General features: G+C 70.7%; 25 protein-coding genes and 1 pseudogene. 16 read left to right on the plus strand and 10 right to left on the minus strand.

Translation table 11 applies throughout. The features are described 5' to 3' along the window. Nucleotides 1–9 precede the first annotated feature (9 nt). The 4 genes from IB242_RS13120 to IB242_RS13135 all read left to right on the plus strand — a co-directional run bounded on the left by IB242_RS13120 (nucleotide 10) and on the right by IB242_RS13135 (nucleotide 4,898). Nucleotides 10–1,242 carry an FtsX-like permease family protein gene (locus tag IB242_RS13120; protein WP_192280009.1) on the plus strand — a complete coding sequence of 411 codons (1,233 nt, stop codon included), beginning with the start codon at nucleotides 10–12 and terminating at the stop codon, nucleotides 1,240–1,242. Nucleotides 1,243–1,309: 67 nt separating this feature from the next. Further along, the gene (locus IB242_RS13125) at nucleotides 1,310–2,002 is read left to right on the plus strand and encodes an ABC transporter permease (protein WP_192280011.1); all 693 of its coding nucleotides are present in this window, start codon (nucleotides 1,310–1,312) and stop codon (nucleotides 2,000–2,002) included. 209 nt (nucleotides 2,003–2,211) lie between these two features. Next, nucleotides 2,212–3,549: a sigma-54 dependent transcriptional regulator gene (locus tag IB242_RS13130; protein ID WP_192280013.1), complete on the plus strand. Its 1,338-nt coding sequence runs from the start codon at nucleotides 2,212–2,214 to the stop codon at nucleotides 3,547–3,549. Beyond that, nucleotides 3,546–4,898 carry an ATP-binding protein gene (locus IB242_RS13135; RefSeq protein WP_192280015.1) on the plus strand — a complete coding sequence of 451 codons (1,353 nt, stop codon included), beginning with the start codon at nucleotides 3,546–3,548 and terminating at the stop codon, nucleotides 4,896–4,898. Before IB242_RS13130 ends, IB242_RS13135 begins: the two co-directional genes overlap by 4 nt. Here IB242_RS13135 and glmU read toward each other — a convergent pair whose 3' ends face one another. After that, complete coding sequence (gene glmU / locus IB242_RS13140) at nucleotides 4,899–6,272, minus strand: bifunctional UDP-N-acetylglucosamine diphosphorylase/glucosamine-1-phosphate N-acetyltransferase GlmU (RefSeq protein WP_192280017.1); 1,374 nt, start codon at nucleotides 6,270–6,272, stop codon at nucleotides 4,899–4,901. A gap of 148 nt (nucleotides 6,273–6,420) precedes the next feature. Between glmU and IB242_RS13145 the strand changes: the two genes are divergently transcribed. The 3 genes from IB242_RS13145 (at nucleotide 6,421) to IB242_RS13155 (ending at nucleotide 7,806) form a co-directional block, all read left to right on the plus strand. Further along, the gene (locus IB242_RS13145; protein ID WP_192280019.1) at nucleotides 6,421–6,804 is read left to right on the plus strand and encodes a GtrA family protein; all 384 of its coding nucleotides are present in this window, start codon (nucleotides 6,421–6,423) and stop codon (nucleotides 6,802–6,804) included. Nucleotides 6,805–6,939: 135 nt separating this feature from the next. Beyond that, nucleotides 6,940–7,194, plus strand: coding sequence for a DUF2249 domain-containing protein (locus tag IB242_RS13150; RefSeq protein WP_192280021.1), 255 nt, complete (start codon nucleotides 6,940–6,942; stop codon nucleotides 7,192–7,194). 3 nt (nucleotides 7,195–7,197) lie between these two features. Continuing rightward, a complete protein-coding gene (locus IB242_RS13155) occupies nucleotides 7,198–7,806 on the plus strand; it encodes a hypothetical protein (protein ID WP_192280023.1) in 609 nt (202 codons plus the stop codon). A gap of 91 nt (nucleotides 7,807–7,897) precedes the next feature. Here IB242_RS13155 and IB242_RS13160 read toward each other — a convergent pair whose 3' ends face one another. From IB242_RS13160 to IB242_RS13185, 6 genes are all read right to left on the minus strand, one after another. Beyond that, nucleotides 7,898–8,476 carry an aminodeoxychorismate/anthranilate synthase component II gene (locus IB242_RS13160; protein WP_192280025.1) on the minus strand — a complete coding sequence of 193 codons (579 nt, stop codon included), beginning with the start codon at nucleotides 8,474–8,476 and terminating at the stop codon, nucleotides 7,898–7,900. 4 nt (nucleotides 8,477–8,480) lie between these two features. Beyond that, the gene (locus IB242_RS13165) at nucleotides 8,481–9,170 is read right to left on the minus strand and encodes an SIMPL domain-containing protein (protein WP_192280027.1); all 690 of its coding nucleotides are present in this window, start codon (nucleotides 9,168–9,170) and stop codon (nucleotides 8,481–8,483) included. 35 nt (nucleotides 9,171–9,205) lie between these two features. Next, nucleotides 9,206–10,672 carry an anthranilate synthase component I gene (trpE, locus tag IB242_RS13170; RefSeq protein ID WP_192280596.1) on the minus strand — a complete coding sequence of 489 codons (1,467 nt, stop codon included), beginning with the start codon at nucleotides 10,670–10,672 and terminating at the stop codon, nucleotides 9,206–9,208. A gap of 177 nt (nucleotides 10,673–10,849) precedes the next feature. Continuing rightward, nucleotides 10,850–11,782, minus strand: coding sequence for a lipid kinase YegS (yegS, locus tag IB242_RS13175; protein ID WP_192280029.1), 933 nt, complete (start codon nucleotides 11,780–11,782; stop codon nucleotides 10,850–10,852). Nucleotides 11,783–12,181: 399 nt separating this feature from the next. Beyond that, nucleotides 12,182–12,856, minus strand: a complete 675-nt coding sequence (rpe, locus tag IB242_RS13180) for a ribulose-phosphate 3-epimerase (RefSeq protein WP_192280031.1) — start codon at nucleotides 12,854–12,856, stop codon at nucleotides 12,182–12,184. A gap of 49 nt (nucleotides 12,857–12,905) precedes the next feature. Further along, on the minus strand, nucleotides 12,906–13,241 hold the full coding sequence (locus tag IB242_RS13185; RefSeq protein WP_192280033.1) for a DnaJ domain-containing protein: 336 nt from the start codon (nucleotides 13,239–13,241) through the stop codon (nucleotides 12,906–12,908). Nucleotides 13,242–13,367: 126 nt separating this feature from the next. On the opposite strand from IB242_RS13185, the gene IB242_RS13190 reads away from it, so the two are divergent. The 9 genes and pseudogenes from IB242_RS13190 to IB242_RS13230 all read left to right on the plus strand — a co-directional run. Next, nucleotides 13,368–14,294: a phosphoribosylaminoimidazolesuccinocarboxamide synthase gene (locus tag IB242_RS13190; protein WP_192280035.1), complete on the plus strand. Its 927-nt coding sequence runs from the start codon at nucleotides 13,368–13,370 to the stop codon at nucleotides 14,292–14,294. Nucleotides 14,295–14,367: 73 nt separating this feature from the next. Continuing rightward, complete coding sequence (locus tag IB242_RS13195; RefSeq protein ID WP_192280037.1) at nucleotides 14,368–14,793, plus strand: hypothetical protein; 426 nt, start codon at nucleotides 14,368–14,370, stop codon at nucleotides 14,791–14,793. A gap of 78 nt (nucleotides 14,794–14,871) precedes the next feature. Then, complete coding sequence (locus tag IB242_RS13200) at nucleotides 14,872–15,351, plus strand: Mpo1-like protein (RefSeq protein WP_192280039.1); 480 nt, start codon at nucleotides 14,872–14,874, stop codon at nucleotides 15,349–15,351. Nucleotides 15,352–15,629: 278 nt separating this feature from the next. Beyond that, complete coding sequence (locus tag IB242_RS13205; RefSeq protein ID WP_192280041.1) at nucleotides 15,630–18,485, plus strand: monovalent cation/H+ antiporter subunit A; 2,856 nt, start codon at nucleotides 15,630–15,632, stop codon at nucleotides 18,483–18,485. Then, nucleotides 18,485–18,940 (plus strand): Na+/H+ antiporter subunit C, encoded by a 456-nt coding sequence (locus IB242_RS13210; RefSeq protein ID WP_192280043.1) that lies wholly within the window; start codon nucleotides 18,485–18,487, stop codon nucleotides 18,938–18,940. Before IB242_RS13205 ends, IB242_RS13210 begins: the two co-directional genes overlap by 1 nt. Beyond that, nucleotides 18,937–20,505: a monovalent cation/H+ antiporter subunit D gene (locus tag IB242_RS13215; protein WP_192280045.1), complete on the plus strand. Its 1,569-nt coding sequence runs from the start codon at nucleotides 18,937–18,939 to the stop codon at nucleotides 20,503–20,505. Before IB242_RS13210 ends, IB242_RS13215 begins: the two co-directional genes overlap by 4 nt. Next, nucleotides 20,505–21,002, plus strand: coding sequence for a Na+/H+ antiporter subunit E (locus IB242_RS13220; RefSeq protein WP_192280047.1), 498 nt, complete (start codon nucleotides 20,505–20,507; stop codon nucleotides 21,000–21,002). The genes IB242_RS13215 and IB242_RS13220 overlap by 1 nt, the downstream gene beginning before the upstream one ends. Before the next feature lie 38 nt (nucleotides 21,003–21,040). Next, entirely contained in the window at nucleotides 21,041–21,283 is a 243-nt protein-coding gene (locus IB242_RS13225) for a K+/H+ antiporter subunit F (RefSeq protein ID WP_255523466.1), read from the plus strand. Next, nucleotides 21,280–21,564, plus strand: a pseudogene (locus IB242_RS13230) (Na+/H+ antiporter subunit G); the annotation flags it as partial. The gene IB242_RS13225 and the pseudogene IB242_RS13230, both read left to right, overlap by 4 nt. 600 nt (nucleotides 21,565–22,164) lie before the next feature. Here IB242_RS13230 and IB242_RS13235 read toward each other — a convergent pair. The 3 genes from IB242_RS13235 to hmgA all read right to left on the minus strand — a co-directional run bounded on the left by IB242_RS13235 (nucleotide 22,165) and on the right by hmgA (nucleotide 25,417). Then, on the minus strand, nucleotides 22,165–23,112 hold the full coding sequence (locus tag IB242_RS13235; RefSeq protein ID WP_192280053.1) for a sodium:calcium antiporter: 948 nt from the start codon (nucleotides 23,110–23,112) through the stop codon (nucleotides 22,165–22,167). A 70-nt stretch (nucleotides 23,113–23,182) separates the two neighbouring features. Beyond that, nucleotides 23,183–23,818: a hypothetical protein gene (locus IB242_RS13240; protein WP_192280055.1), complete on the minus strand. Its 636-nt coding sequence runs from the start codon at nucleotides 23,816–23,818 to the stop codon at nucleotides 23,183–23,185. A gap of 300 nt (nucleotides 23,819–24,118) precedes the next feature. Continuing rightward, a complete protein-coding gene (gene hmgA, locus IB242_RS13245; protein WP_192280057.1) occupies nucleotides 24,119–25,417 on the minus strand; it encodes a homogentisate 1,2-dioxygenase in 1,299 nt (432 codons plus the stop codon). Nucleotides 25,418–25,428: the final 11 nt, after the last annotated feature.

Genomic DNA, 25,428 nt, shown 5'->3' on the forward strand with positions numbered 1-25,428 from the left:
GAGCGTCCCATGGAAATCCGCCCCATCCTCTCGACCCTGATGCGGCACAAGACCGCCGCGGCGCTGATCGTGCTGCAGATCAGCCTGACCTGCGCGATCATCTGCAACGCGCTGTTCATGATCGGCGAACGCATCACCCAGATCGGCGAAACCAGCGGCCTGGCCGAGGACGAACTGGTCCGCATCCAGATCGTGCCGGTCGGCGGCGACAGCAACGGCCTGGCCCAGACCCGCACCGACCTTGCCGCGCTGCGCGGCCTGCCCGGGGTCAAGGCCGCCACGGCGGTCAACCAGGTACCGTTCGTCAACTCGTCCTGGAACAGCAGCGTCAACCTCTCGCCCGACCAGGAGCGGCCGACGCTCAACGCCTCCAACTACATGGCCGACGAGCAGTTCATCGACACCTTCGGCCTGAACCTGGTCGCCGGCCGCCGTTTCACCGGCGACGAGTACGTGTCGTTCGACGAGATGAACGCACCGGACAGCGACGTCACCGTGCACAGCGTGATCATCACCCGCAAGATGGCCGAGCGCCTGTTCCCCGGCCAGGACGCGGTGGGCAAGGCGATCTACGTCTGGGGCGACACCGCGATCACCATCGTCGGCATCGTCGAGCACCTGGTCCGGCCGAGCATGCAGGGCGGCCCGTCGGCGCGCGAGTACGCGATGATCTTCCCGATCCGCACCGGCTACGAGCTCGGCGGCAACTACGTGCTGCGCACCACGCCCGAACGCCGCCAGGAGATTCTCGAATCCGCCGCCGACACGCTGCGCGGCAGCGGCCCGCGGCGGGTGATCCTGGAAGAGAACACCAAGACCGTGTCGCAGCTGCGGCACGAGTTCTACCAGCAGTCGCGTTCGATGGCCTGGCTGCTGGGCGTGGTCTGCGTCGCCCTGCTGGTGGTCACCGCGCTGGGCATCGTCGGCCTGGCCAGCTTCTGGGTGCAGCAGCGGACCAAGCAGATCGGCATCCGCCGGGCGCTGGGCGCGACCCGCGGCCAGATCCTGCGCTACTTCCAGACCGAGAACTTCCTGCTGGCCACGATCGGCATCGTGCTGGGCATGCTGCTGGCCTACGCCATCAACCAGCTGCTGATGGGCCGCTACGAGCTGCCGCGCCTGCCGCTGCTGTACCTGCCCGCCGGCGCGCTGCTGCTGTGGGCCATCGGCCAGCTGGCGGTGTACTGGCCGGCACGGCGCGCGGCCTCGATCCCGCCGGCCGTGGCGACCCGCAGCGCATGACGGTGGTCCACCGCAGTCCCGGCCGGCCACGCGCCGGCCGGGTGTCCGATCGCTTCCGGAGGGCGACGTGTTCGGCTACTACCTGAGCCTGGCCCTGCGCAGCTTCCGGCAGCACCGGGGCCTGACCGCACTGATCGTGCTGTCCATCGCGGTGGGCATCGGCACCTCGATGACGGTGCTGACGGTCCTGCACGTGCTGTCGGGCGATCCGATTCCGGCCAAGAGCGCGCGCCTGTTCCACGTCCAGCTCGACCCCGAGCCGGCCGATGGCTACCAGCCTGGCAGCGAGCCGATGGACCTGCTCACCCGCATCGACGCCGAGACGCTGCTGCAGCAGAAACGCGGCCTGCGCCAGGCGATGATGGCCGGTGGAAGCGGTACGGTGGACGCGGACGGCAGCGCGCATCGGCCGCTGCGCGTGCCGACGCGCCACACCAGCGCGGACTTCTTCCCGATGTTCGACACGCCGTTCGTGCATGGGCAGGCCTGGAGCGCCGAGCAGGACGCCGGCCGCGCCCGCGTGGCGGTGATCGGGCCGGCGCTCAACGCACGGCTGTTCGGCATGGGCATCGCTCTGGGCATGCTGCTGGCGTTCGCACTGAACCAGCTGCTGATGGTCCACTACGCGTTGCCGCGCCTGCCGGCCGGTTACCTGCCCGCCGGCGCGCTGCTGCTGTGGGCCATCGGCCAGCTGGCGGTGTACTGGCCGGCGCGCCGCGCCGCATCGATTCCACCTGCCGTCGCGACCCGGAGCGCATGACCATGCGCCGCCCTGCCGGCGCGCAGGCCTCACGCCCGGGAAGCAGCCCGGAACACCACGCGCCCCCGGTCGTGCCGGGGCCGGGGCACGCTCGCCATCAGCGGAGCGGTACCGGCGCACCAGGTACCCGTGCGACAGCGCGCGCGGACGATGATCGGCGCCACCTCCACCCGCGACGTCCAGGCCAGGCGCTGGGATAAGCTGACCGCATGCCCACCATCCTCGTCATCGACGACAACAGCTCGGTCGCCACCGCGCTCGAATTCCTGTTCTCCCTGCACGACATCGGTACCCTGCACGCCAGCTCGCCGGAAGACGGCCTGGCCCTGCTCGAACGCGAACACGTCGACCTGGTGATCCAGGACATGAACTTCACCGCCGACACCACCTCCGGCGACGAAGGCGAGGCGCTGTTCGCGGCGATCAGGGCGAAGCATCCGGACCTGCCGGTGGTGCTGCTGACCGCCTGGACCCACCTGGAAAGCGCGGTCGACCTGATCAAGGCCGGCGCGGCCGACTACGTCGCCAAGCCCTGGCAGGATCCGAAGCTGCTGGCCACGGTCAACAACCTGCTGGAACTCGGCGAGGCGCGCCGCGAGCTGGACCAGCGCCGCGCCGGCGACCGCCGCCGCAACGACGAGCTGACCCGCCGCTACGACCTGCGCGGCGCGGTGGTCGCCGATCCGGCCAGCGAACGGGTCGTCGCGCTGGCCTGCCAGGTCGCGCGCTCGGACCTGCCGGTGCTGATCACCGGGCCCAACGGCAGCGGCAAGGAGAAGATCGCCGAGATCATCCAGGCCAACTCGCCGGTGCGCGAGGGCCCGTTCGTGACCGTCAACTGCGGCGCGCTGCCGGCCGAGCTGATCGAGGCCGAGCTGTTCGGCGCCGAGGCCGGTGCCTACACCGGCGCCAACAAGGCGCGCGAGGGCAAGTTCGAGGCGGCCGATGGCGGCACCCTGTTCCTGGACGAGATCGGCAACCTGCCGCCGGCCGGGCAGATGAAGCTGCTGCGCGTGCTGGAAACCGGGCGCTTCGCGCGGCTGGGCTCCAACCGCGAGCGCCAGGTCAAGGTGCGCGTGGTCAGCGCGACCAATGCCGACCTGCCGGCGATGATCCGCGACGGTACCTTCCGCGAGGACCTGTACTACCGCCTCAACACGATCGAGCTGGCGATGCCGCCGCTGGCGGAGCGGCCCGGCGACATCCTGCCGCTGGCCGAGCGCTTCCTGTCCGGCGACCGTCCGCTGTCGGCGGCGGCGGCCAGCGCGCTGCAGCGCCATCCCTGGCCGGGCAACGTGCGCGAGCTGCGCAACGTGATGCAGCGCGCCGGGCTGCTGGCCGGCGGCCGCCACATCGAGGTGGCGGACCTCGGCCTGCCCCGCGCGCCGGCCACGCGTGCCGCGCCGGCGCAGGAGCCCGAACGCGACGCCATCGAGGCCGCACTGGCACGTGCCGGCGGCGTGATCGCCCAGGCCGCCGCCGAGCTGGGCATGAGCCGGCAGGCGCTGTACCGCCGCATGGAACGCCACGGCATCCGCGCCCCATGAGAGTGCGCCGCACGCTGACGCTGCGCCTGTTCCTGCGCCTGCTGCCGGTGCTGGCGCTGGCCGCGGCGCTGCCGTGGACGCTGGCGTTCTGGATCGACCACGGCTGGCAGGTCTCGGCGGTGTCCGGCGTGATCCTGCTGGCGCTGATGTGGTGGAGCCTGCGCAAGGCGCTGGCGCCGCTGCGCGCCCTGTTCCGCGCGCTGGCCGGCAGCGTGAACACCTATCGCGACGGCGAGTTCAATTTCGGCGTGTACTGGCAGGACGGCAACGACGAGGTCGGCGAACTGGTCCGCGCCCATGCCGATCTGGGCGAGGTGCTGCGCGAGCAGCGCCAGAACCTGGTCCAGCGCGAACTGCTGCTCGATTCGATGGTGCAGAACACGCCGGTGGCGATGCTGCTGTCGGCCGCCGGTGGCGACGGCATCCGCCGCGTCGCCTACGCCAACCTGACCGCCCGCAAGCTGCTGTTCGACGGCCGCAAGCTGGAAGGCCAGCGCCTGGACACGCTGCTGGCCAGCCTGCCGACCGAGCTGCGCCAGGCGGTGGCGCGCGGCGGCGACAGCCTGTTCGCGGTGAGCGACCAGAACGACGCCGACGACGAGCAGGTCTACCACCTGTCGCGGCGCGAGTTCAGCCTCAACGGGCGCCGCCACGAGCTGCTGCTGATCCGGCTGCTGACCTCCGAGCTTCGCCGCCAGGAAGTGCAGACCTGGAAGAAGGTGATCCGGGTGATCAGCCACGAACTGAACAACTCGCTGGCGCCGATCGCCTCGCTGGCGCATTCGGGCGCCGAGCTGGTCCGACGCGGCCGCACCGAGCGGCTGGAGGAGGTCTTCGGCACGATCGAGGAACGCGCGCGCCACCTGGAAGGCTTCATCCGCGGCTACGCGCGCTTCGCCAAACTGCCGCAGCCCCGCCTGCAGGCCATCGTCTGGGGCGATTTCCTGGCCCGGCTGCAGCGCCAGATCGGTTTCACCCTGGACACCTCGGTGCCCGAGCTGGGCGGCCGCATCGACGTGGCGCAGATGGAGCAGGCGATGCTGAATCTGCTCAAGAACGCGCACGAGGCCGGTGCCGACGCGCAGCCGCCGAACGAGGACGTCAGCGTGCGCCTGCTGCGCCTGCCGGAGTGGACCCGGATCGAGGTGCTGGACCGCGGCGCCGGCATGAACGAGGCGGTCCTGCAGAACGCGCTGCTGCCGTTCTACTCGACCAAACGCAACGGCACCGGGCTGGGCCTGGCGCTGACCCGCGAGATCATCGAGGCCCACGGCGGTCGCCTGTCGCTGCAGAACCGCCCCGCGGGTGGCCTGTGCGTGGCGGTGATGCTGCCCGACGCCGGGGCCTGATCAGGCCCCGGGCTTCTTCTCCGGGCGCTTCCAGCCTTCCAGCGTGCTCTGCCGCGCGCGGGCCACGGTCAGCTCGCCGGCCGGGGCATGCCGGGTGATCACCGAGCCGGCGCCGATCGTGGCGCCGGCACCGATCTCGACCGGCGCCACCAGCGCGGAGTTCGAACCGATGAAGGCGCCATCGCCGATCAGCGTGGTCGACTTGTTCACGCCGTCGTAGTTGCAGGTGATGGTGCCGGCGCCGATGTTGACCCCGTCGCCGATCCGCGCGTCGCCCAGGTAGGTCAGGTGGTTGGCCTTGCTGCCGGTGCCCAGCGTGGTCTTCTTGGTTTCCACGAAGTTGCCGACATGGGCGCTGTCGCCGAGCACGGTGTCCGGGCGCAGCCGCGCATACGGGCCGATCTGCACGTTGCTGCCGGCGACCACGCCATCCAGGTCGCAGTGCGCGCGGACCACGGTACCCGCGCCCAGGCGCACGTCCTTGAGCCGCACGAAGGGACCGATGCGCACGCCATCGCCCAGTTCGACCTCGCCCTCCAGCACCACGTCGGCATCGATCTCCACGTCCTGGCCGACGTGCACCCGGCCGCGCTGGTCGAAGCGCGCGGGGTCGAGCAGGCGCGCGCCCTGCAGGCACAGCGCGCGCGCGCAGCGCAGCTGGAACGCACGCTCCAGCTGGGCCAGCTGCCAGGGATCGTTGGCGCCCTCGGACTCGATCGGATCGGCGACGGCGACCAGCTCGGCCGCGTTGTACTCGGCCGCGGCCATCGCGAAGATGTCGGTCAGGTAGTACTCGCCCTGCGCGTTGTCGTTGCCCAGCCGGCCCAGCCAGCGGTGCAGCGCGTCGGATTCGACCGCGACGATGCCGGTGTTGACCGTGCCGATCCGGCGTTGCTCCTCGTCGGCATCCTTGTGCTCGACGATCGCTGCGACCTTGCCCTGCGGGTCGCGCAGGATGCGGCCGTACCCGGTCGGGTCGTCCAGTTCGGCCACCAGCACGCGCAGCAGGCCGGGGGCATCCAGCAGCCGGCGCAGCGTCTCCGGACGGGTCAGCGGCACGTCGCCGTACAGCACCAGCACATCGGCCACCTCCGGGATTTCCGGCAACGCCTGCTGCACGGCATGGCCGGTGCCCAGGCGCTGGGTCTGCTCGGCCCACTCCAGGTCCTCCTGGCCGGCGAACGCGGCACGCACCGCTTCGCCACCGTGGCCGTAGACCACGTGGATGCGGTCGGGCGACAGCGCGCGCGCGGTGTCGATCACGTGCGCCAGCATCGGCCTGCCGCCGATCGGCTGCAGCACCTTCGGCAGCGCGGAGCGCATCCGCTTGCCTTCGCCGGCGGCGAGGATCACCACGTGCAGTGCCTGGGTCATATGCGATCGCTTGCGCAGGGGACGGCCTGCGATTCTAGGCGCGCGGTGGAGATGGGGATAGCCGGCGCAGCGGGGCGTCGCGATTCCACGCCGCGCCGCACCGGCAAGGCTTACCATCTGCGCCTTCGCCCCGCCGCCCGCCGCATCGATGAACCTGCTCCGACAAGGTGGCCACTACTTGGCGTTCGGCGTGCTGCAGCTGCTGCTGGACTGGGCGGTGTTCGTCTGCTGTACCGCGCTGGGCATGCCGACCGCGGGCGGCAACCTGAGTGGCCGGATCAGCGGCGCGCTGCTCGGCTTCTGGCTGAACGGGCGCTACACCTTCGCCGGCGACCACGGCGGCCGCCTCGGCTGGCGTCGCTTCCGCCGGTTCGCGGCGCTGTGGCTGCTGATGACCGCGCTGAGCACGCTGCTGATCGGCTGGGTCGAGGCCCGACTCGGACTGCGACTGGCCTGGCTGGCCAAACCGGTGGTCGAGGCCGGCCTGGCGATGGTCAGCTTCGTGCTGCTGCGGCAGGTGGTGTTCCGCTGAGGACGGCGTGCGCAGGTCGCGCGCGGCACACGGCACGGCATGCCGGACGATCGTCGCTGTCGCCGGCATGACCTGGATCAGGGCGCGGCCGCACCGCTGGCCGCAGGCTGGGCACCCCATCCACCGGAGTGCGTCATGACCGGATCCGCCCCGCAGTACACCCCCCATCCCTTCGATGCCCGCAGCATCGCCAAGCGCTTCCGCCACTCGGCGATCTTCGGCGCGCTGGGCGCCCTGCAGCCTGGCGAGGCGATGCGCTTCGTCAACGACCACGACCCGCTGCCGTTGCTGGCGCAGATCAACGACCGTTTCGGCGACGCCGTCGCCATCCAGTACCTGCAGCGCGAGCCCGGCGCCATCGTGATCGATTTCATCATCCAGGCCGGCTGAGCCATGGGCTTTCCCTCCTTCTTCGCGCAGGCGCCGGTGCTGCGCCTGCGCGATGGCCTGTCGGAGCTGCTCGGCGCCACGCCCGACGGCGTCATCGAATACCACTACGCCGATGCGGTGCGCTTGGCAGGCCACTCCTGTCCGACCGTGGCCGGGGCCTGGCTGTGCGCGCGTGCCGGCCTGCAGGCGCTGTATGGCGACGCGCTGCCCGAACGCGGCGCGCTCGCGGTCTGCCTGCCCGAGGCCGAGGATGCCGGGGTGGCCGGCGTCATCGGCCAGGTACTGACCCTGGTGACCGGTGCCGCCGGCAGCGGCGGCTTCAAGGGTCTGGGTGGCCAGCACGCGCGACGCGGGCTGCTGCGCTACGGCGAGGCGGTCGGTGCGATGCAGCTGCGCCGGCTCGACACCGGGCATGCGGTGGAGGTGCGGCTGGACACGTCGTCCGTGCCCGCCGATGCCGATCAGCGCGACCTGATGGCCTGCGTGCTGCAGGGCACGGCCGACAGCGACCAGCGCCGCCGCTTCGGCGACGCCTGGCAGGCGCGCGTGCGGCGCCTGCTGCTCGACCATGCCGACGACCCGGCGGTGGTGCAGGTACGCGCGGTCGGCTGACCCGGCGACCACGTCGGCGGACGGGGCACGTCATCACGGATGCCGCACCCCACGACCGGCGCGCGCCCGCGTGCCGGCCGGCACCGCGCGCTCAGCGTTCCAGGAAGTTCTTCAGCAGCGCGTGGCCGTGCTCGGTCAGGATCGACTCGGGGTGGAACTGCACGCCCTCGACCGGGAACTCCCGGTGGCGCAGGCCCATGATCTCCTCGAACGAACCATCCGGATGCTCGGTCCAGGCGGTGATCTCCAGCGCGTCCGGCAGCGAGGCGCGCTCGACCACCAGCGAGTGGTAACGGGTGGCCTCGTAACGGTCGGGCAGGCCGGCGAACACACCCCTGCCCTCATGCCGGATCGCCGAGGTCTTGCCGTGCATGATGGTGCCGGCGCGGATCACCTTGCCGCCGTACACCTGGCCGATGCTCTGGTGGCCCAGGCAGACGCCGAGGATCGGCGTGGTACGGCCGAGCCGCTCGATCAGCTCCAGCGACACGCCGGCCTCGTTGGGCGTGCACGGGCCGGGCGAGACCACGATCCGCTCGGGCGCGAGCTTCGCGATCGCGTCGACGCTCAGCGCGTCGTTGCGCACCACCTTCACCTCGGCGCCCAGCGCCTGCAGGTACTGCACGAGGTTGTAGGTGAAGCTGTCGTAGTTGTCGATCATCAACAGCACGGATTCATTCCTTCCCGATCAGGAACACGACGTAGACGTCCCTGGAGACGTCGACCACTCCTTCCGACAGCGCCTGCTGGATGCGCGCGCCAGTGACTGCGACCCGGTCGAGCCCGTAGGCGGGAACGGCGGGCGGACGGTCGGAGATGCTGTAGACGCCGATGATCGTCTGCCCGTACCGCGAGGCCAGCGATGCGGCCGCGCGCTTAGAGTCGGCCACCGCCTCGTCCAGCAGCTGTTCCTTGATCGCGGCCTCGCTGGCCAGCCCGGTCCTGACTCCGCCGACCTGCACGGTCTCGCCGGCAGGCACCTTGGCCAGGAACGCGTGCAGCCCGGCGAGCGTGCCGAACCTGGCGCTGATCTGCCGGCTTGCCTCGTTGCCGGTGAACACCCTGCGGCGCGCCTCTTCGTCGTACTCGAACTGCGCCTGGATGCGCAGGTTGGTCGCGGTGATCTCGGTGTCCTTCAGTCCCGCCACGCGCAGCTGCGCGACGATCTCGCCGGCCTGGGTCTCGACCGTGCGGGTGATCTCGGGCACCGAGGTGCCGAGACGGCTGATCTCAATGTCCACCTCGAACAGATCCGGCCTCACCTGGCGCTCGGCGTGCCCGTGCACCACCAGGTGCGGCGCGGCCGGCAGCGCGTCGGCCATGGCGGCGCCTGGAACCAGCGCCGCCAGCAGGATCATCCACATCGTCCGCATCATCGTCTCTCCGCGCCGTCGGGCGCTCACAGTCCCTTCGCCGCCTGCGCCACTGCGCGGAACAGCGCGCGGCCCTTGTTCATCGTCTCCTCCCACTCCTTCTGCGGGTCGGAGTCGTAGACGATGCCGGCACCGGCCTGCACGTGCAGGCGGCCGTCCTTGATCACCGCGGTGCGGATCGCGATGGCGGTGTCGGCATCGCCGTGCCAGCCGATGTAGCCGATGCTGCCGGCATAGACATTGCGTTTGATCGGTTCCAGCTCGCGGATCACCTCCAGCGCGCGGATCTTCGGTGCGCCGCTGACGGTGCCGGCCGGGAAGGTCGCGCGCAGCACGTCGGCGTAGCTCAGGCCCGGCTGCAGCGCGCCGGTGACCTCGCTGACGATGTGCATGACGTGGCTGTAGCGTTCGATCACGAACTGCTCGCCGACCTCGACCGTGCCGGCACGCGAAACGCGGCCGACGTCGTTGCGGCCCAGGTCGATCAGCATCAGGTGTTCGGCGCGCTCCTTCGGGTCGGCCAGCAGTTCGGCCTCCAGCGCGCGGTCCTGCTCGGGCGTCTCGCCGCGCGGGCGGGTGCCGGCGATCGGGCGCACGGTGACCACGCCCTCCTGCTGCCGCACCAGGATCTCCGGCGAGGAACCGACCACCTGCATGTCGCCGGTGTCGAGGAAGTACATGTACGGCGACGGGTTCAACGCGCGCAGCGCGCGGTACACGTCGACCGGGCGCGCGTTGAACGGCACGCTCAGGCGCTGGCTCAGCACCACCTGGAAGATGTCGCCGGCGCGGATGTATTCCTTCGAGCGCTCGACCGCGTCGATGAAGCCCTCGCGGGTGAAGCCGGAGACGAAGTGGCTCTCGTCGAGCACGTCGCGGGTCAGCGGCACCGGGTAGCTGCCCGGCCGGCGCAGCTTGTCCACCAGCGCGTCCAGCCGCGCCTGCGCGCGCTCCAGTCCGTGGTCCTGGTCAGGGTCGGCATGCACGATCAGGTACAGCCGGCCCTTGAGGTTGTCGAACACCGCCAGCTCTTCGGAGAGCATCAGGTGGATGTCCGGCGTGTCGAGCTCGTCGCGGGCCACCGCCGGCGCCAGCCGCGGCTCGATGTAGCCGATGCACTCGAAGCCGAACCAGCCGACCAGGCCGCCGGTGAAGCCGGGCAGGCCTTCCAGCTTCGGCACCGCGTAGGCCGCGCGCAGCGCCTCGACCTCGGCGAACGGGTCGGCGACCTCGCGCTGCTCGACCACGTGGCCCTGTTCGCGCACCTGCATGGTGTGGCCGCGGAACGCGACGGTGCAGGCGGCCGGCAGGCCGATGATCGAGTACCGGCCGAAGCGTTCGCCGCCCTCGACCGATTCGAACAGGTAGGTGTGCGGCGCGTCGGCGAGCTTCAGGTAGACCGACAGCGGCGTGTCCAGGTCGGACAGCACCTCGCGGACGACGGGAATGCGCTTGCGGGAACCGGGGCGGGTGTCAGCGGCGATCCGCTGCAGGTGTTCGGGCGTACTCAAGACAGGCTTCCTTCCGGAACGACGGGACGTGGCGAGCGACGGCAACGGGCCGCCATCGCCAGCACGGGCGCGCGGAAGAACGGGAAAGCCTGGTCGTCTGGCCGAACATGGCGGCCACTTTAGCGGATTCGCGGCGCGACGGCAGCGGGGACGCGCGGCTCAGGACGGTTGCGTCAGCAACGGCGAATCCGGCGGCAGGTGCATGCGGATCCGGCCCGGCACGCAGTCGATGCGGAAGCGGCGCGCCTGCACCGGCTCGCCATCCAGGTTGAGCGTCATCGGCCGGGCGGCCTCCAGCACGACCGCGCGCAGCCGGGCGCGCTCGGCGCTGCGCTCCAGTGCGGCGCGCTGGCCTTCCTTGACCAGGGTGCCCAGCGTGCCGGCCAGTTCGCCGGACAGTTCCGGGATCACGGTCAGGTCGAGCTGGCCGTCGTCGATCAGCGCATCCGGGCACAGCGCCTGGCCGCCGCCTGCCTGGCGGCCATTGCCGATGCCCAGCGCGATCAGCCCGCCTTCCCAGGTGAAGCCCTCGCCCTCCACCCGCGCCTGCACCGGCTCGATCCGACCCAGGCGCGCGATGCCGGTGACCAGGTAGGCAAGCCCGCCGAGCAGCTTCTTCAGGCCTTCATCGGTCTCCACCGTGACCTCGGTACCGAACCCGCCGCTGGCCAGGTTGGCGCACCAGCATTCCCGGCCGTCGGCGTCGATGCGCAGCAGGTCGACCGCCCGCGCCGGCTGCACCAGCGCCAGCCGCATCGCTTCCAGCGGCTCGTCCGGCAGTCCGGCAGCGGTGGCGAAATCGTTGGCGGTGCCCAGCGGCACCAGCCCCAGCGACGGCAGCGCATCGGCGCTGCGCGGATCGGCGGCCAGCGCCGCGGCGACCTCGCTCAGGGTGCCATCGCCACCGCCGGCATAGATCAGACCTGCATCGGCGGCCAGCGCATCGGCGACCCAGCGCGCGGCATCGCCGGCTTCCCACGTCACCCGCACCTCGAGCCGGAGGCCCTCGTCGCGCAGCGCCTGCACTGCCGCGCGCACGTCCTCGTCGCCGGTGGACTTGCCGTTGAGGATCAGCCAGGCGTGGGTGGACATGGTGCGCTCCGAGAGGACGGCGCACGCTAGCAGGCGCCCCGGACGGCGGGTGTGAATGCAGCGGCGATGCCCGTCATACGCCTGTCACCGTCGCTGTCCAGCATGGAAGGCCATAGCAGGGACGACGGACGGGGGCGGGATTGCCCTCAGCAGGACTGGTCGCGCGACACGCGACCGGGTGGCAGCCGGGACGACGCCGTCCCGGCTGCCGGTCGCGGGATCGATCCGGTCGCGCGACGGAAGACGTCCGCCACCACAAGGCCGCCCGGACACGCGCGTCGCACGGCGCCAGCCACCAAGGCCCGATCCTTCATCCGCACGCGATCGGCGACCGCGCGCAGCGCCTTCAGGCACGTACGTGGACGCGCGCCGTCGGTACAGCGCCCGGCCTGAAACGCCTCAGCCGCGTGCGGCGCTCACCGCCGCCTTCATCCGGCCGATCACCTCGGCATAGTCCGGCGCGTTGAACACCGCCGAACCGGCGACGAAGGTGTCGGCGCCGGCCGCCGCGATCTCGCCGATGTTGTCGGCCTTGACCCCGCCATCGACCTCCAGCCGGATCGGGCGGCCGGTCTTGTCGATCATCGCCCGCACCGCGCGCAGCTTGTCCAGCGTCGAGGGGATGAAGGCCTGGCCGCCGAAACCCGGGTTGACCGACATCAGCATCACCAGGTCCAGGTCCTCCAGCACCCAGTCCAGCGTTTCGACCGGCGTGGCCGGGTTCAGCACCAGCCCGGCCTGGCAGCCCAGCGACCTGATCAGCTGGATCGTGCGGTGCACGTGGCGGCTGGCTTCCGGATGGAAGCTGATCAGGTTGGCACCAGCCTTGGCGAAGTCCGGGACGATCCGGTCGACCGGCTCGACCATCAGATGCACGTCGATGAAGGCGGTGACGCCGTGCTTGCGCAGCGCCTCGCAGACCAGCGGGCCGATGGTCAGGTTGGGCACGTAATGGTTGTCCATCACGTCGAAGTGGACCCAGTCGGCGCCGGCCGCCAGGACCGCGTCGACCTCCTCGCCCAGCTTGGCGAAATTGGCGGACAGGATGGACGGAGCGATGACGGTGGACTGCATGGCGAAGGCTCGTACGAAGGGAAAACGGGGGCGCCGCGCCGGTGCGCGCTCAGCGGCCGCGCAGGGTGCGGATGCGGTCGTAGGCGGCGTTGATCGCGCGGGCGCGCTGCTCGGCCTGGGCGCGCAGCTCGGGCGCGGCCCCGGCCATCCTGTCCGGGTGGTACTGCGAGATCAGCTTGCGGTAGGCCAGATCGATCTCGGCGTCGCTGGCATCGGAGGTCAGGCCGAGCTCGCGGTACGGGTTCTCGCGCTTGCCGATCCGGAACCAGTCGCTGTCGAAGGCGTGCCCGATCAGCAGGCCGATGACCGCACCGAACAGCGGATTGGGGCGGAACAGCAGCGCGCCGGCGATGACGCCCAGCAGTTTCCCGTACCAACGGTTCATCGTTTTCCACGCAGGAAAAAGGTCGAGCGCGCCATTCTACGGCACAGCCGGGTCGTCACACCGTACACTGTGCGGCCGGCCCGCCCGGCGCGCCGGGCATGACCACGTCCACGTTCCGGAGTTTCCGTGCCCACGACCCTGCTCCAGTCCGACCTGCCCGGCCTGCCGCTGCGCCACCGCGGCAAGGTGCGCGATGTGTTCGACCTGCCGCGCGAGCGGCTGCCCGCCGACGCGCCCCCCGGCGACTATCTGCTGATGGTCGCCACCGATCGCCTGTCCGCGTTCGATGTGGTCCTGCCCGACCCGATCCCCGGCAAGGGCGAGATGCTGTGCCAGATCAGCAACTTCTGGTTCGCCAAGACCGCGCACCTGATGCCCAACCACCTGACCGGCATCGACGTCGCCTCGGTCCTGCCCGAGGGCGTGGATCCTGCGCTGTATGCCAAGCGCGCGGTGGTGACCCGCCGGCTCAAGCCGGTGCCGGTCGAGGCGATCGCCCGCGGCTACCTGATCGGCAGCGGCTGGAAGGACTACCAGCGCACCGGCCAGGTCAGCGGCATCGCCCTGCCCGACGGCCTGCGCCAGGCCGAGCAACTGCCCGAGCCGATCTTCACCCCGTCGACCAAAGCCGCCGTCGGCGACCACGACGAGAACATCGACTTCGACGCGATGGTCCGCAGTGTCGGCGGCGAACTGGCCGAGCGCGTGCGCGACGCCACCCTGCGCCTGTACCGCTACGCGGCCGAACACGCGGCCGAGCGCGGCATCCTGCTGGCCGACACCAAGTTCGAGTTCGGCACCGACGCCGACGGCCGCCTGTACATCATGGACGAGATGCTGACCCCGGATTCCTCGCGCTACTGGCCGGCCGACGAGTACCAGGTGGGCACCAGCCCGCCGAGCTACGACAAGCAGATCGTCCGCGATTACCTGGAGACGCTGGACTGGGGCAAGACCGCGCCGGGCCCGAACCTGCCGACCGAGGTGATCGAACGCACCCGTGCCCGCTATGCCGAGGCGCTGCAGAAGCTGGCCGGGATCAGCGTCGACTGAGGCCGGCGCGCGCGATGGCGGACATCCGCTCCGTCGTCGCGCGCTTCGGGACCCACGGACGATCCCCGCCGCCATGACCCCCGCGCATCGAGTCATCGCCACGGTCCTGCTCGCCGTCACCCTGCTGCTGGTCGCGGCCGCGGCGACGGCGGCCCCGGCCTGCCCTCACGCGTCGTTCGACGACTTTCTCGCCCGGTTCGGCCGCGATGCCGGTTTCCAGCGCGGCGCCAGCGCCGATCCACTGGACTACGGCTACCTCGATGTCGGCGGCGACGATCCCGAGCCGGTGCACCAGCAGCGGCCACTGGCCTCGCTGCAGTGGCCGCTGTTCCCCGATCCGGCCGGCTTCGGCCAGACCCGCTCGCTGCGGATCACCGATACCGGAGACGGCCAGCGGCAGGTCGTGGTCCGTCGCGAGGGCAGCAGCGACCAGCAGGTCTACCGCTTCCGGCAGGAGCCGTGCTGGACCCTGGTCGGGATGTTCGACGAGTCGATCTGAGCCGGCTGCGTCCGGACCAGTCGCTGGCGTATGCTGGGCGACGCAGCGCATGACCGCGCCCGGGTCTGGGAGGGCCTGATGGACACCACCGTGATGCGGCCGATCGACCGCTACTTCGCCAGCTACTCGGACGACCACCGCAACCGGCTCAACCAGCGCATCCATGTGATCGCGGTGCCGGCCATCCTGTGGTCGGTCATCGCCCTGCTCTGGTGCATCCCGGTGGTCGGCACCCTGCTGCGCACCGGCATCTGGGCGGCGCTGGCGATGTTCTTCGCCTGGATGTTCTATTACCGGATGTCGCGCCCGCTGGGTCTGGGCATGCTGGCGATCTTCTTCGTCGGTGCCTGCCTGTGCCGGCTGATCGAAGCCCGGCTGGGCCTGGGCGTGCTGTTCTGGTCGGCGGTCGCCGTGTTCGTCGTCGCCTGGGTGGCCCAGTTCATCGGCCACAGGTTCGAGGGCCGCAAGCCCAGCTTCCTGACCGACCTGGTCTATCTGCTGATCGGCCCGGCCTGGGTGCTGGCCAAGTTCTACCGGCTGATGGGCTGGAAGTACTGAGCGCGCGCACCGCCGCGCGCGAGCGGCGGGCCGGCCTGCCCACCACGGGCGCCCTGCGCCGCCGAACGTTGGTGCCGCGGGCGGCACCGCCACAGCCCATTCCGCATCGCTTCATCACGCGGTGGAGGCGGCAATGCTGGTTTCATGATGCGTTTGTCGCCCTGATCGACGCCATGCACTGTCGCAGCGCGACAGAGCGCGTTTAACTGAATACGCGTACAGGACACCTGTACAGCTGCTGTTAAACTCGGTTCGATTACCGCCAGACGCATCGACGGATGATCCCATTCCTCGAAATCCTGCTCGCCCTGCCGTTCCTGGCGGCCCTCGTGCTGGCCGTGTGGCGCACGATGCCGCGTACCACGGCTGCCTGGATCGCAGCCGCCGCCCCCCTGCTCGGACTGCTTCTGCTGGCCTGGATGACGCCTGCGGTCATGCAGGGCTGGGCACCGCGCGCCGACCACGCCTGGATACCGCAGCTCGGGCTGGCCTTCACCCTGCGTCTGGACGGACTGGCGTGGATGTTCGCCGGCATGGTCCTGGCGATCGGTGCGCTGGTGGTGATGTATGCGCACTACTACCTGAGCGAGAAGGACAGCGCCTCGCGCTTCTTCTGCTATCTGATGCTGTTCATGGGCTCGATGCTCGGCGTCGTGCTCTCCGGCAACCTGCTGCTGATGCTGGTGTTCTGGGAGCTGACCAGCATCAGTTCGTTCCTGCTGATCGGCTTCTGGTCGCACCGCCAGGATGCGCGCGAAGGTGCGCGCATGGCGCTTGCGATCACCGGCGGCGGCGGCCTGGCGATGCTCGGCGGCGTGCTGCTGATCGGCCGCATCCTCGGCAGCCATGGGCTGGAGTCGGTGTACGACCTCGACACCGTGCTGGCCAACGGCGAGCTGATCCGCGCCAGCGCGCTGTATCCGTGGGCGCTGGGTCTGATCCTGGCCGGCGTGTTCACCAAGAGCGCGCAGTTCCCGTTCCACTTCTGGCTGCCGCACGCGATGGCCGCGCCGACCCCGGTCTCGGCCTACCTGCATTCGGCGACGATGGTGAAGGCCGGCGTGTTCGTGCTGGCGCGGCTGCATCCGGCACTGGCCGGCAGCGACCTGTTCTTCTACGTGGTCACCGGCATCGGCGCCCTGACGCTGCTGGTCGGCGCCTGGCATGCGATCTTCCAGCACGACCTGAAAGGCATGCTGGCGTACTCGACGATCTCGCACCTGGGCCTGATCACCCTGTTGTTCGGGCTGTCCACGCCGATGGCGGTGGTCGCCGGTGTGTTCCACATCCTCAACCACGCCACGTTCAAGGCCTCGCTGTTTATGGCCGCTGGCATCATCGACCATGAAACCGGCACCCGCGACATCCGCCGCCTGGGCGGCCTGCGCAGGCTGATGCCGTGGACCAGCGCTCTGGCGATCATCGCCTCGCTGGCCATGGCAGGCATCCCGCTGCTCAACGGCTTCCTGTCCAAGGAGATGTTCTTCACCGAGGCGCTGGAGATTTCCGGCCACCAGTGGATGCGCAACGCGATCGCCGTGGCCGCGCTGCTGTACGGCATCTTCGGCGTGGCCTACAGCCTGCGCTTCGTCTACGAGACCTTCTTCGGCCACGGCCCGCGCGACCTGGACGTGACCCCGCACGAGCCGCCGCGCTGGATGAAGATTCCGGTCGAGGTGCTGGTGGTGCTGTGCGTGGCGGTCGGCGTGTTCCCGGCGCTGACTGTCGCCCCGGTGCTGCATGCCGGCGCCGCCGCGATCCTCGGCCCGGCGATGCCCGCCTACAGCCTGGCGGTCTGGCACGGGATCAACCTGCCGCTGCTGATGAGCCTGGCCGGCATCGCCGGCGGCATCGCGCTGTACTTCGGTCTGCGCCGGCTGCTGGACCTGCATGCGATCGTGCGCCGCTCGCTGGGCCGGCACCTGTTCAAGACGCAGATGGAAGGCCTGTACGCGACCGCGCGCCGCTTCACCAACGCCATCGCCAACGGCAGCCTGCAGCGCAGCCTGCTGTGCCTGGTGCTGGCCGCGATCGTCGCCGGCGCCGCGCCGTTCTTCGGGGGCGAGTCGGCCACCCTGCAGCTGCGTCCCTCGCAGCCGATGCCGCTGCTGGGCTGGGCGCTGTGGCTGATCCTGATCGCCTGCACCCTGTACACGCTCAAGCTGTTCCGGCAGCGCCTGCTGGCGCTGGTGGTGCTCGGTGGCGCCGGCCTGGTGGTCAGCATCACCTTCGTGTTCCTGTCCGCGCCCGACCTTGCCCTGACCCAGCTGCTGGTCGAGATGGTCAGCCTGCCGCTGCTGCTCCTCGGCCTGCACTACCTGCCGCCGCGCTCGCCACCGGAGCGTGCGCCACGGCGGCGCTGGCGCGACATCGTCGTGGCCGCGATCGCCGGCCTGGGGGTCGGGCTGCTGGCCTACGCGGTGATGACCCGCGCCGGCGGCGACCCGGTCAGCGCCGAGATGCTGACCCGCTCGCTGCCGGAGGCCTACGGCCGCAACGTGGTCAACGTGATCCTGGTCGACTTCCGCGGCTTCGACACCTTCGGTGAGATCACCGTGTTCGGCATCGCCGCGCTGATCGTGCACGCACTGCTGCGGCGGGCCCGCCTGGCGCCGGAGAAGGTGATCGAGGGACCGCCGATCCAACTGCCGGTCCCGGCCGACCTGGCCCAGCTGATGTTCCCGCTGACCCTGACCGTGTCGGTGTTCCTGTTCCTGCGCGGCCACAACGCGCCCGGCGGCGGCTTCATCGCCGGCCTGGTGCTGGCGGTGCCGCTGCTGATCCAGTACGTGATCCAGGGCGCGGCGTCGGTCGAATCGCGGTTCGGCTTCGACTACATCCGCTGCATCGGTGTCGGCCTGGTCGTGGCCGGCATCGGTGGCGTCGGCTCGATGGCCTTCGGTTATCCGTTCCTGACCAGCGGCCATGCCGACCTGCACCTGCCGCTGATCGGCGAGGTGCCGCTGGCCAGCGCGATCGTGTTCGACACCGGCGTCTACCTGGTGGTGTTCGGCGGCGCGATGCTGATCCTGTCGATGATGGGCACCATCCGCCCGTCGCGTACCCGCGTGTCGCACCTGGGCGTGGTCGCGCCCGGCGACCGCTCCACCCGTACCGCGGAACTGAGGACCTGATGGAATTCGCACTCGCCAGCGCCATCGGCATCCTCACCGCCGCCGGCGTCTACCTGCTGCTGCGCGCGCGCAGTTTCGACGTGATCCTGGGCCTGACCCTGCTGTCGTACGCGACCAACCTGCTGATCTTCGGCAGCGGCCGCCTGGTCTCGGGCCGGCCGCCGGTACTGCGCGACGGCGTGGCCGAGGATCTCAGCCACTACACCGACCCGCTGCCGCAGGCCCTGGTGCTGACCGCGATCGTGATCGCGTTCGCGATGACCGCGGTCAGCATCGTGGTCGCGATCCGCAGCCGCGCCGACAACGACAGCGACCACGTCGACGGCAGCAAGGCCGAGCGCGAGTTCATCGAGGCCGAGCAGCGCCGCCACGAGGAGGCGCGAGAGGCGGCGCATGCGCACGACGAGGCGCAGCCCGCCGCGCAGGCCGGTGCCGATGGAGACGCCCGCGCATGACCCATCTGGCGATCTTTCCGATCCTGATCCCGCTGTTCGCCGCGGCGATCGCGCTGTTCTTCGAACACCGCCGCTTCGGCATGGCGCCGCAGCGGACCGTGGCGTGGCTGTCGATGGCGGCGATGCTGGTCTGCGCGGTGCTGCTGGCGGTCGACGCCGGCGACGGCAGCATCCGGGTCTACCTGCTCGGCGACTGGCCGTCGCGGCTGGGCATCGTGCTGATGGCCGACCGGCTGTCGGCGCTGATGCTGGTGCTGGCCTCGCTGCTGGGCAGCGCCTGCCTGCTGCACGCCTGTGCCGGCTGGGACAAGCGCGCACCGCATTTCCATGCGTTCTTCCAGTTCCAGCTGATGGGCCTGAACGGCGCCTTCCTGACCGGCGACGTGTTCAACCTGTTCGTGTTCTTCGAGGTGATGCTGATCGCCTCCTACGGCCTGCTGCTCAGCGGCGGCCGCGGCGAGCGGATGCGTGCCGGCCTGCACTACGTGGCCTTCAACGTCGCCGCCTCGACCCTGTTCCTGATCGCGCTGGGCCTGCTGTACGGCCTGCTGGGCTCGCTCAACATGGCCGAACTGGCGGTGCGCGTGGCCGAGGCGCCGGCGCAGGACCGCGCGCTGATCCAGGCCGCGGGCGGCCTGCTGCTGGTGGTGTTCTGCTCCAAGGCCGCGCTGCTGCCGCTGTACCTGTGGCTGCCGCAGGCCTACACGCACGCCCCGGCAGCGGTGGCGGCGCTGTTCGCGATCATGACCAAGGTCGGCCTGTACGCGCTGCTGCGGGTCAGCAGCCTGGTGTTCGGCGTCGATGCCGGCGCGCTGGCCGGCTTCGCCTGGCCATGGCTGCTGCCGCTGGGCGTGGCCGGGCTGATGCTGGCCGGCCTCGGCGTGCTGGCCGCCGACCGCCTGCGCCTGCTGGCCGCCTACCTGGTGCTCGGCTCGGCCTCGACCCTGTTCATCGCCTTCGCGCTGGACACCGTCGACAGCGTCTCGGCCGGCATCTACTACCTGGCGCACAGCACCTTCGCCGGCGCGGCCATGTTCCTGATCGCCGACCTGGTCCGCCGCCGCCGCGGCGCCGCCGGCGACCGCAAGGACCTGATCGCCGCGCTGCCGGGCAAGACCGTGCCGGCGCTGCTGTTCTTCGCGGCCGCCATCTCGCTGGCCGGCCTGCCGCCGCTGTCGGGGTTCTTCGGCAAGCTGCTGCTGCTGTCGGCGGTGCCGGCCGGCGGCACCACGTTCTGGGTCTGGCTGGCGGTGCTGCTGAGCAGCTTCATGATGCTGGTCGGCCTCGCCCGTGCCGGCACCCGGCTGTTCTGGCGGGTCGAGCCATGGCCCGATGCGAGCCCTGCGCGGCTGGCCGCCTACGTGCCGGCCGACCGGGTCCGCGCGGCACCGGCGCGCCCGCTGGAAACCGGCGCCGCACTGCTGCTGCTGGGCTACGGTGTGGCGATGGTGCTGTGCGCCGCCCCGCTGCTCGACTACACCCGTGCCACCGCCGACCAGCTGAAGGCACCCGGCACCTACGTCGAGCAGATCCGCGCCGCGACCCCGCTGCTGAGGGAGCCCTGATGAATCGACTGCGCAAACGCCTGATCCCGTCGCTGCCGCTGAGCCTGTCAGTGTTCTGCTTCTGGCTGCTGATGAACGACGGCGTCACCAGCGGCCAGGTCGCCCTGGCCACGCTGCTGGCGCTGGTGATCCCGCTGTTCGCCGCACGCCTGGACCGCGAGTTCGCGCGGATCGGAAAGATCAGTGGCATTCCGCGCATGATCGCGGTGCTGGCGGTGGACATCGTGCTGTCCAACATCACCGTCGCCCGCCAGGTGCTGGGCGACGAAGCCGAGATCACGCCCGGCCTCCTCTGGGTGCCGCTGGACATCGGCAATATCCATGGCATCGCCGCGCTGACCAGCATCATTACCCTGACGCCCGGCACGGTCTCGGCCGTGCTCTCGGACGATCGCCGCCACCTGCTGATCCACGTGCTGAACCTGAAGAATCCGGAGGCGGTGATCCGCGACATCAAGACCCGTTACGAGGCCCCGCTGATGGAGATCTTCCCGTGACCCCGCAGGCGCTGGTCGGCCTGGCGATCGTCGCTGCGATGCATGCGGTCGGGCTGGCGATGCTGATGGCGCTGTGGCGCCTGCTCAAGGGCCCGAGCGTGCCGGACCGGATCCTGGCGCTGGACACGCTGTTCGTGGCCACCATCGCCCAGCTGATGCTGCTGGGCATGCACATGGACACGCCGATCTACTTCGAGGTCGCGCTGATCATCGCGATGCTGGGCTTCGTCGGCACCGTGGTGCTGAGCAAGTACGTGCTGCGCAGGGATATCGTCGAATGAGCTGGATCGTCGCCGCCCTGCTGGTCCTGCTGCTGGCTGCCGGCAGCTTCTTCATCCTGGTCGGCTCCTACAGCCTGACCAAGCTGTCGGACTTCTTCAAACGGCTGCACGGCCCGACCAAGGCCAGCACGCTGGGCGTGGGCTGCGTACTGCTGGCCTCGGTCGGCTACCACGCGTTGAGCGGGCTCGATCCGCAGCCGCGCGAACTGCTGATCACCGCGTTCCTGTTCATCACCGCGCCGATCAGCGCGCACCTGATGGCCAAGGCCGCCCTGGCGCTGAAGATGGCCGAGCGGCCACCCGCACCGGGCAGCGACGAGGTGCCCGCGGTGTCGGCGGTCGAGGGCGACAGCGGCAAGGACGCGAGCGGCAGCGACCAGCGTTGAGCCGGAGCCGCTGCGCGGCGACGGGTCACGCCCCCATCAGCCTGCGACGGACAGCGCGTGGCGCGTTCGTCGCCAATGGGACCGGGAACCCGCACCGCGGCCGCCAGCTGTGGTGCCGTTCAAATGCGCCTTCCGATCCCCATGCAGCGCACGGACGATGGCGCGTTGCATCGCGGTCAGGAGGCTGGCAGGCGCCAGCCGCTCGAATGAGAGCCTGGTCGCGTCGATGCCGCGCCCGAACGGACCGCAGACCAGGCCGGCAGGCCGGTGCGCACTGTGCGATTGCGTGGGCACGCTCGACACCGAAGGCACGGATGGCGATACGCAGCCGAGGATGGCGATCGCGCGAGGCTGCAGGACCGGACGCCAGGACGCGGCATGCCGATGGCTGCCATCGCGCGCCGCGCGTCCCCAAGACGTCGTCGCTCGACGGCAGCATCGCTGCTACCGATGGTCATCGCGCCACACGCGGGCATCGAAGCCCCGCGATGCAGGCTAGAGCAGCAGCAGTTCCAGCAGCACCCAGCCCACGAAGGCAGCCAACAGCACCACGCCCTCACCGCGGCTGACCCGCGCACCGCTGCGCAGCATCGGATAGAGCACCAGCGACAGCGCGACGATCGCCGGCAGCTCCAGCCGCACGAACGAAGCCGGCAACGCGATCGGCTGCAGCGCGGCCATGCCGCCGACGATGAACAGCAGGTTGAACAGGCTGGAGCCGACCACGTGGCCGGCGACCATGTCGCCCTGCCCGCGGCGCGCGGCGATCACCGCGGCCGCCACCTCGGGCAGCGCGGTGGCGATCGCCACCGGCAGCAGGCCGACCAGCAACGGACTCAGGCCCCAGGCCTGGCCGAGCGCCATGCCGCCATCGACCACCCAGCGCGCGCCGAACCAGAGCAGCGCCGAAGCGATCGCCAGGCGCAGCAGGTTCAGCGGCAGGCCGGTACGGGTGGCGGCGAACGCCACCACGCTGGCCTGCGCGTCGGCATCCTCGCGCCCGGTGCGGGTCAGCAGCCAGGCACAGACCGCGGCGAAGCCCACCAGCAGCAATGCGCCCTCGCCCCGTCCCAGCACGCCGTCCAGCCCGAACGCCAGCAACGCGAAGGCGGCCACGGCCAGCAGCACCAGCAGCGGAGCCAGCCGGCGCACGTGCAGCAGCAGCGGCGCGGCGAGCGCCGCAACGCCGAGGGTCAGACCGAGATTGGCCAGGGTGCTGCCGACCGCATTGCCCAGCGCCAGATGGGGCTGCCCACGGACGACGGCGGCAACGTTGACCGCCAGCTCCGGCAGCGAGGTGCCGAAGGCCACCAGCAGCATGCCGGCCACGAACGGACGCACGCCCAGCGTCTGCGCCAGTCCCGACACGCCCTTGACCAGCGAGTCGCTGGCCAGCGCGAGCAGAAGCACGCCGCCAGCCAGTCCGAGCAGTCCTTCGAGCATCGCCGCCACCTCCGTCCGGTTGCGGCGATTCTATGCGCAACGCCACGCCTTCGCGGCGTGAGGGTTGGCCTCAGCCGCAGCGTTCCACGTAATCCACCTGCGGCGGCAGGCCGATCCGCCAGGCGTCGACCCGGCCCTCGGCATCGGTCTCGAACAGCAGGACCGCCTCGGCGCCTTCCTGGCGGACCCGCAGGTACCTGGCGCCTTCGACGTACTTGTGCGCCTGCTCCTCGACCCGGCCCGGATAGAGCGTGCCGATGTCGCCGGCCTCCATGCCGACCCGGCCGCCGCCCGGTGCGACGGTGGCCGCGTCCTCGACGTCGGCGCGGACGAAGCGCCCGCCCTCGATCATGAAGCCGATGCCGAACCCGGCCGCGTCGCGCGGTTCCGGCCGCAAGTAGTAGCAGGCGTCGGGATCGGACTGGTCGGCCTGGCCCTGCATCGGCCCGCCCCATGCCATGCGCACCGCCTCGGCCTCGGTGCCGAACGGCGCGGCGCCGAATCCCGCGAAATCCAGCGCGCCCGGTGCGGCCGGACGCGGCGCGGTGGCCGGCGGCACGTCCTCGGCCGGCTCGTGCAGGTCCTCGTCGGCGCCGGCATCCTGCGCGGCAGCGTTACCGGACGACACCGGTTCCTCGGGCGAGGGCGAACAGGCGGCCAGCAGCAGGCAGGCGGCAAGTGCCGGGGCGAGCGGATTGGACTTCATGGCGACTCCGACGACGTGAACCGGCTCAGGATTGCATCGGCCCCGTCAACGACGGGCGAAAGCGCTGCCGCTGCGTCGGGGTGAGCCACGGACGGAACGTCGCGCCGTGTCGGCGGCGGCATCGACACGTCCGCAGGTCCGGTCCCGACGACGGAACGGGCGCGGACGCGATGCGGAAGGCGGCACCGGGCTGGCAGTGACGGCGGCAGTGGCGACGATGCCGGTCTGGCAGGAGCTTCCGGCAGCCCGCAATCCCCGCCACGACTGCCATTGGCCGCGCCCGCACCACTGCCGGTGCGGTCACACCTGGAAGTGGCGGCGCAGCCCGGCCCAGCACTGCTGGTAGTCGCGCTGGCGATGATCGGCCTCCAGCGCCTGCGCGGTCGGCCGGATCACGCCACGGGTCTCGAACATGAAGGCCATGGTTTCGGCGATCACGTCGGGCGAGGACAGGTCGGCGGCGCTGGCCTTCTCGAAGGTCGCCGCATCCGGCCCGTGGCCGGTCATGCAGTTGTGCAGCGAGCAGCCGCCGGGCACGAAGCCCTCGGCCTTGGCGTCGTAGGCGCCGTGCAGCAGACCCATGAACTCGCTGGCGATGTTGCGGTGGAACCACGGCGGACGGAACGTGTCCTGCGCCACCAGCCAGCGCGGTGGGAAGATCGCGAAGTCCATATTGGCCGTGCCCGGCGTGTCGCTGGGCGAGGTCAGCACGGTGAAGATCGACGGATCGGGATGGTCGAAGCTGATCGAACCGATGGTGTTGAAGCGGCGCAGATCGTAGCGGTACGGCGCGTAGTTGCCGTGCCAGCCGACCACGTCCAGCGGGCTGTGGCCGATGTCGGCGCGCCACAGGTGGCCCTGGAACTTGGCGACCAGCTCGAAGTCGCCTTCTGCATCCTCGTAGGCGGCGACCGGCGTTTCGAAATCGCGCGGATTGGCCAGGCCGTTGGAGCCGATCGGCCCGAGGTCGGGCAGCCTCAACAGTGCGCCGAAATTCTCGAGCACATAGCCGCGCGACGGGCCATCGGGCAGCGCGACGCTGAAGCGCACGCCACGCGGGATCACCGCGATCTGCTGCGGCTCGACCTCGATCACGCCGAGCTCGGTCGCGATCCTCAGCCGACCCAGCTGCGGCAGCAGCATCAGTTCGGCGTCGGCGTCGTAGAACCAGCGGCCCTGCATGTCGCGATCCGCCGCGTACAGGTGGATGCCGACGCCGGCCTGCGCGGCGGCCGAGCCGTTGCCGGCCATCGTGTACAGGCCTTCGACGAAATCGGTCGCCGTGGCGGGCAGCGGCAGGGGATTCCAGCGCAGCTGGTCCGGCGTGAGCGGGCCATCGCCGAAGTCGTTGTGGAAGCGCGGCGCACCGGCGAACAGCGAGAACGCGCCATGCATCGCCGCCGGACGGATCCGGTACAGCCAGCTGCGCCGGTTCTCGCTGCGCGGCGCGGTGAACGCGGTGCCGCTCAGCTGCTCGGCGTACAGCCCGTGCGCGACCCGCTGCGGCGAGTTGCGCCCGACCGGCAGCGCACCCGGCACCGCCTCGGTGGCGAAGCCGTTGCCGAAGCCGGTCATGTAGTCCGAACGCTGGTTGTTCATCGCTGCCTCGC

The organism is Xanthomonas sp. XNM01, from assembly GCF_014851915.1.
GTDB lineage: Bacteria > Pseudomonadota > Gammaproteobacteria > Xanthomonadales > Xanthomonadaceae > Pseudoxanthomonas.

Bases quoted from the DNA above. Each gene is read 5' to 3' on its own strand.
- IB242_RS13120 (WP_192280009.1), top strand. From the start codon at position 10: ATGGAAATCCGCCCCATCCTCTCGACCCTGATGCGGCACAAGACCGCC.
- IB242_RS13130 (WP_192280013.1), top strand. From the start codon at position 2,212: ATGCCCACCATCCTCGTCATCGACGACAACAGCTCGGTCGCCACCGCG.
- IB242_RS13135 (WP_192280015.1), top strand. From the start codon at position 3,546: ATGAGAGTGCGCCGCACGCTGACGCTGCGCCTGTTCCTGCGCCTGCTG.
- glmU (WP_192280017.1), bottom strand. From the start codon at position 6,272: ATGACCCAGGCACTGCACGTGGTGATCCTCGCCGCCGGCGAAGGCAAG.
- IB242_RS13145 (WP_192280019.1), top strand. From the start codon at position 6,421: ATGAACCTGCTCCGACAAGGTGGCCACTACTTGGCGTTCGGCGTGCTG.
- IB242_RS13150 (WP_192280021.1), top strand. From the start codon at position 6,940: ATGACCGGATCCGCCCCGCAGTACACCCCCCATCCCTTCGATGCCCGC.
- IB242_RS13155 (WP_192280023.1), top strand. From the start codon at position 7,198: ATGGGCTTTCCCTCCTTCTTCGCGCAGGCGCCGGTGCTGCGCCTGCGC.
- IB242_RS13165 (WP_192280027.1), bottom strand. From the start codon at position 9,170: ATGTGGATGATCCTGCTGGCGGCGCTGGTTCCAGGCGCCGCCATGGCC.
- yegS (WP_192280029.1), bottom strand. From the start codon at position 11,782: ATGTCCACCCACGCCTGGCTGATCCTCAACGGCAAGTCCACCGGCGAC.
- rpe (WP_192280031.1), bottom strand. From the start codon at position 12,856: ATGCAGTCCACCGTCATCGCTCCGTCCATCCTGTCCGCCAATTTCGCC.
- IB242_RS13185 (WP_192280033.1), bottom strand. From the start codon at position 13,241: ATGAACCGTTGGTACGGGAAACTGCTGGGCGTCATCGCCGGCGCGCTG.
- IB242_RS13195 (WP_192280037.1), top strand. From the start codon at position 14,368: ATGACCCCCGCGCATCGAGTCATCGCCACGGTCCTGCTCGCCGTCACC.
- IB242_RS13200 (WP_192280039.1), top strand. From the start codon at position 14,872: ATGGACACCACCGTGATGCGGCCGATCGACCGCTACTTCGCCAGCTAC.
- IB242_RS13205 (WP_192280041.1), top strand. From the start codon at position 15,630: ATGATCCCATTCCTCGAAATCCTGCTCGCCCTGCCGTTCCTGGCGGCC.
- IB242_RS13210 (WP_192280043.1), top strand. From the start codon at position 18,485: ATGGAATTCGCACTCGCCAGCGCCATCGGCATCCTCACCGCCGCCGGC.
- IB242_RS13215 (WP_192280045.1), top strand. From the start codon at position 18,937: ATGACCCATCTGGCGATCTTTCCGATCCTGATCCCGCTGTTCGCCGCG.
- IB242_RS13220 (WP_192280047.1), top strand. From the start codon at position 20,505: ATGAATCGACTGCGCAAACGCCTGATCCCGTCGCTGCCGCTGAGCCTG.
- IB242_RS13225 (WP_255523466.1), top strand. From the start codon at position 21,041: ATGCATGCGGTCGGGCTGGCGATGCTGATGGCGCTGTGGCGCCTGCTC.
- IB242_RS13235 (WP_192280053.1), bottom strand. From the start codon at position 23,112: ATGCTCGAAGGACTGCTCGGACTGGCTGGCGGCGTGCTTCTGCTCGCG.
- IB242_RS13240 (WP_192280055.1), bottom strand. From the start codon at position 23,818: ATGAAGTCCAATCCGCTCGCCCCGGCACTTGCCGCCTGCCTGCTGCTG.
- hmgA (WP_192280057.1), bottom strand. From the start codon at position 25,417: ATGAACAACCAGCGTTCGGACTACATGACCGGCTTCGGCAACGGCTTC.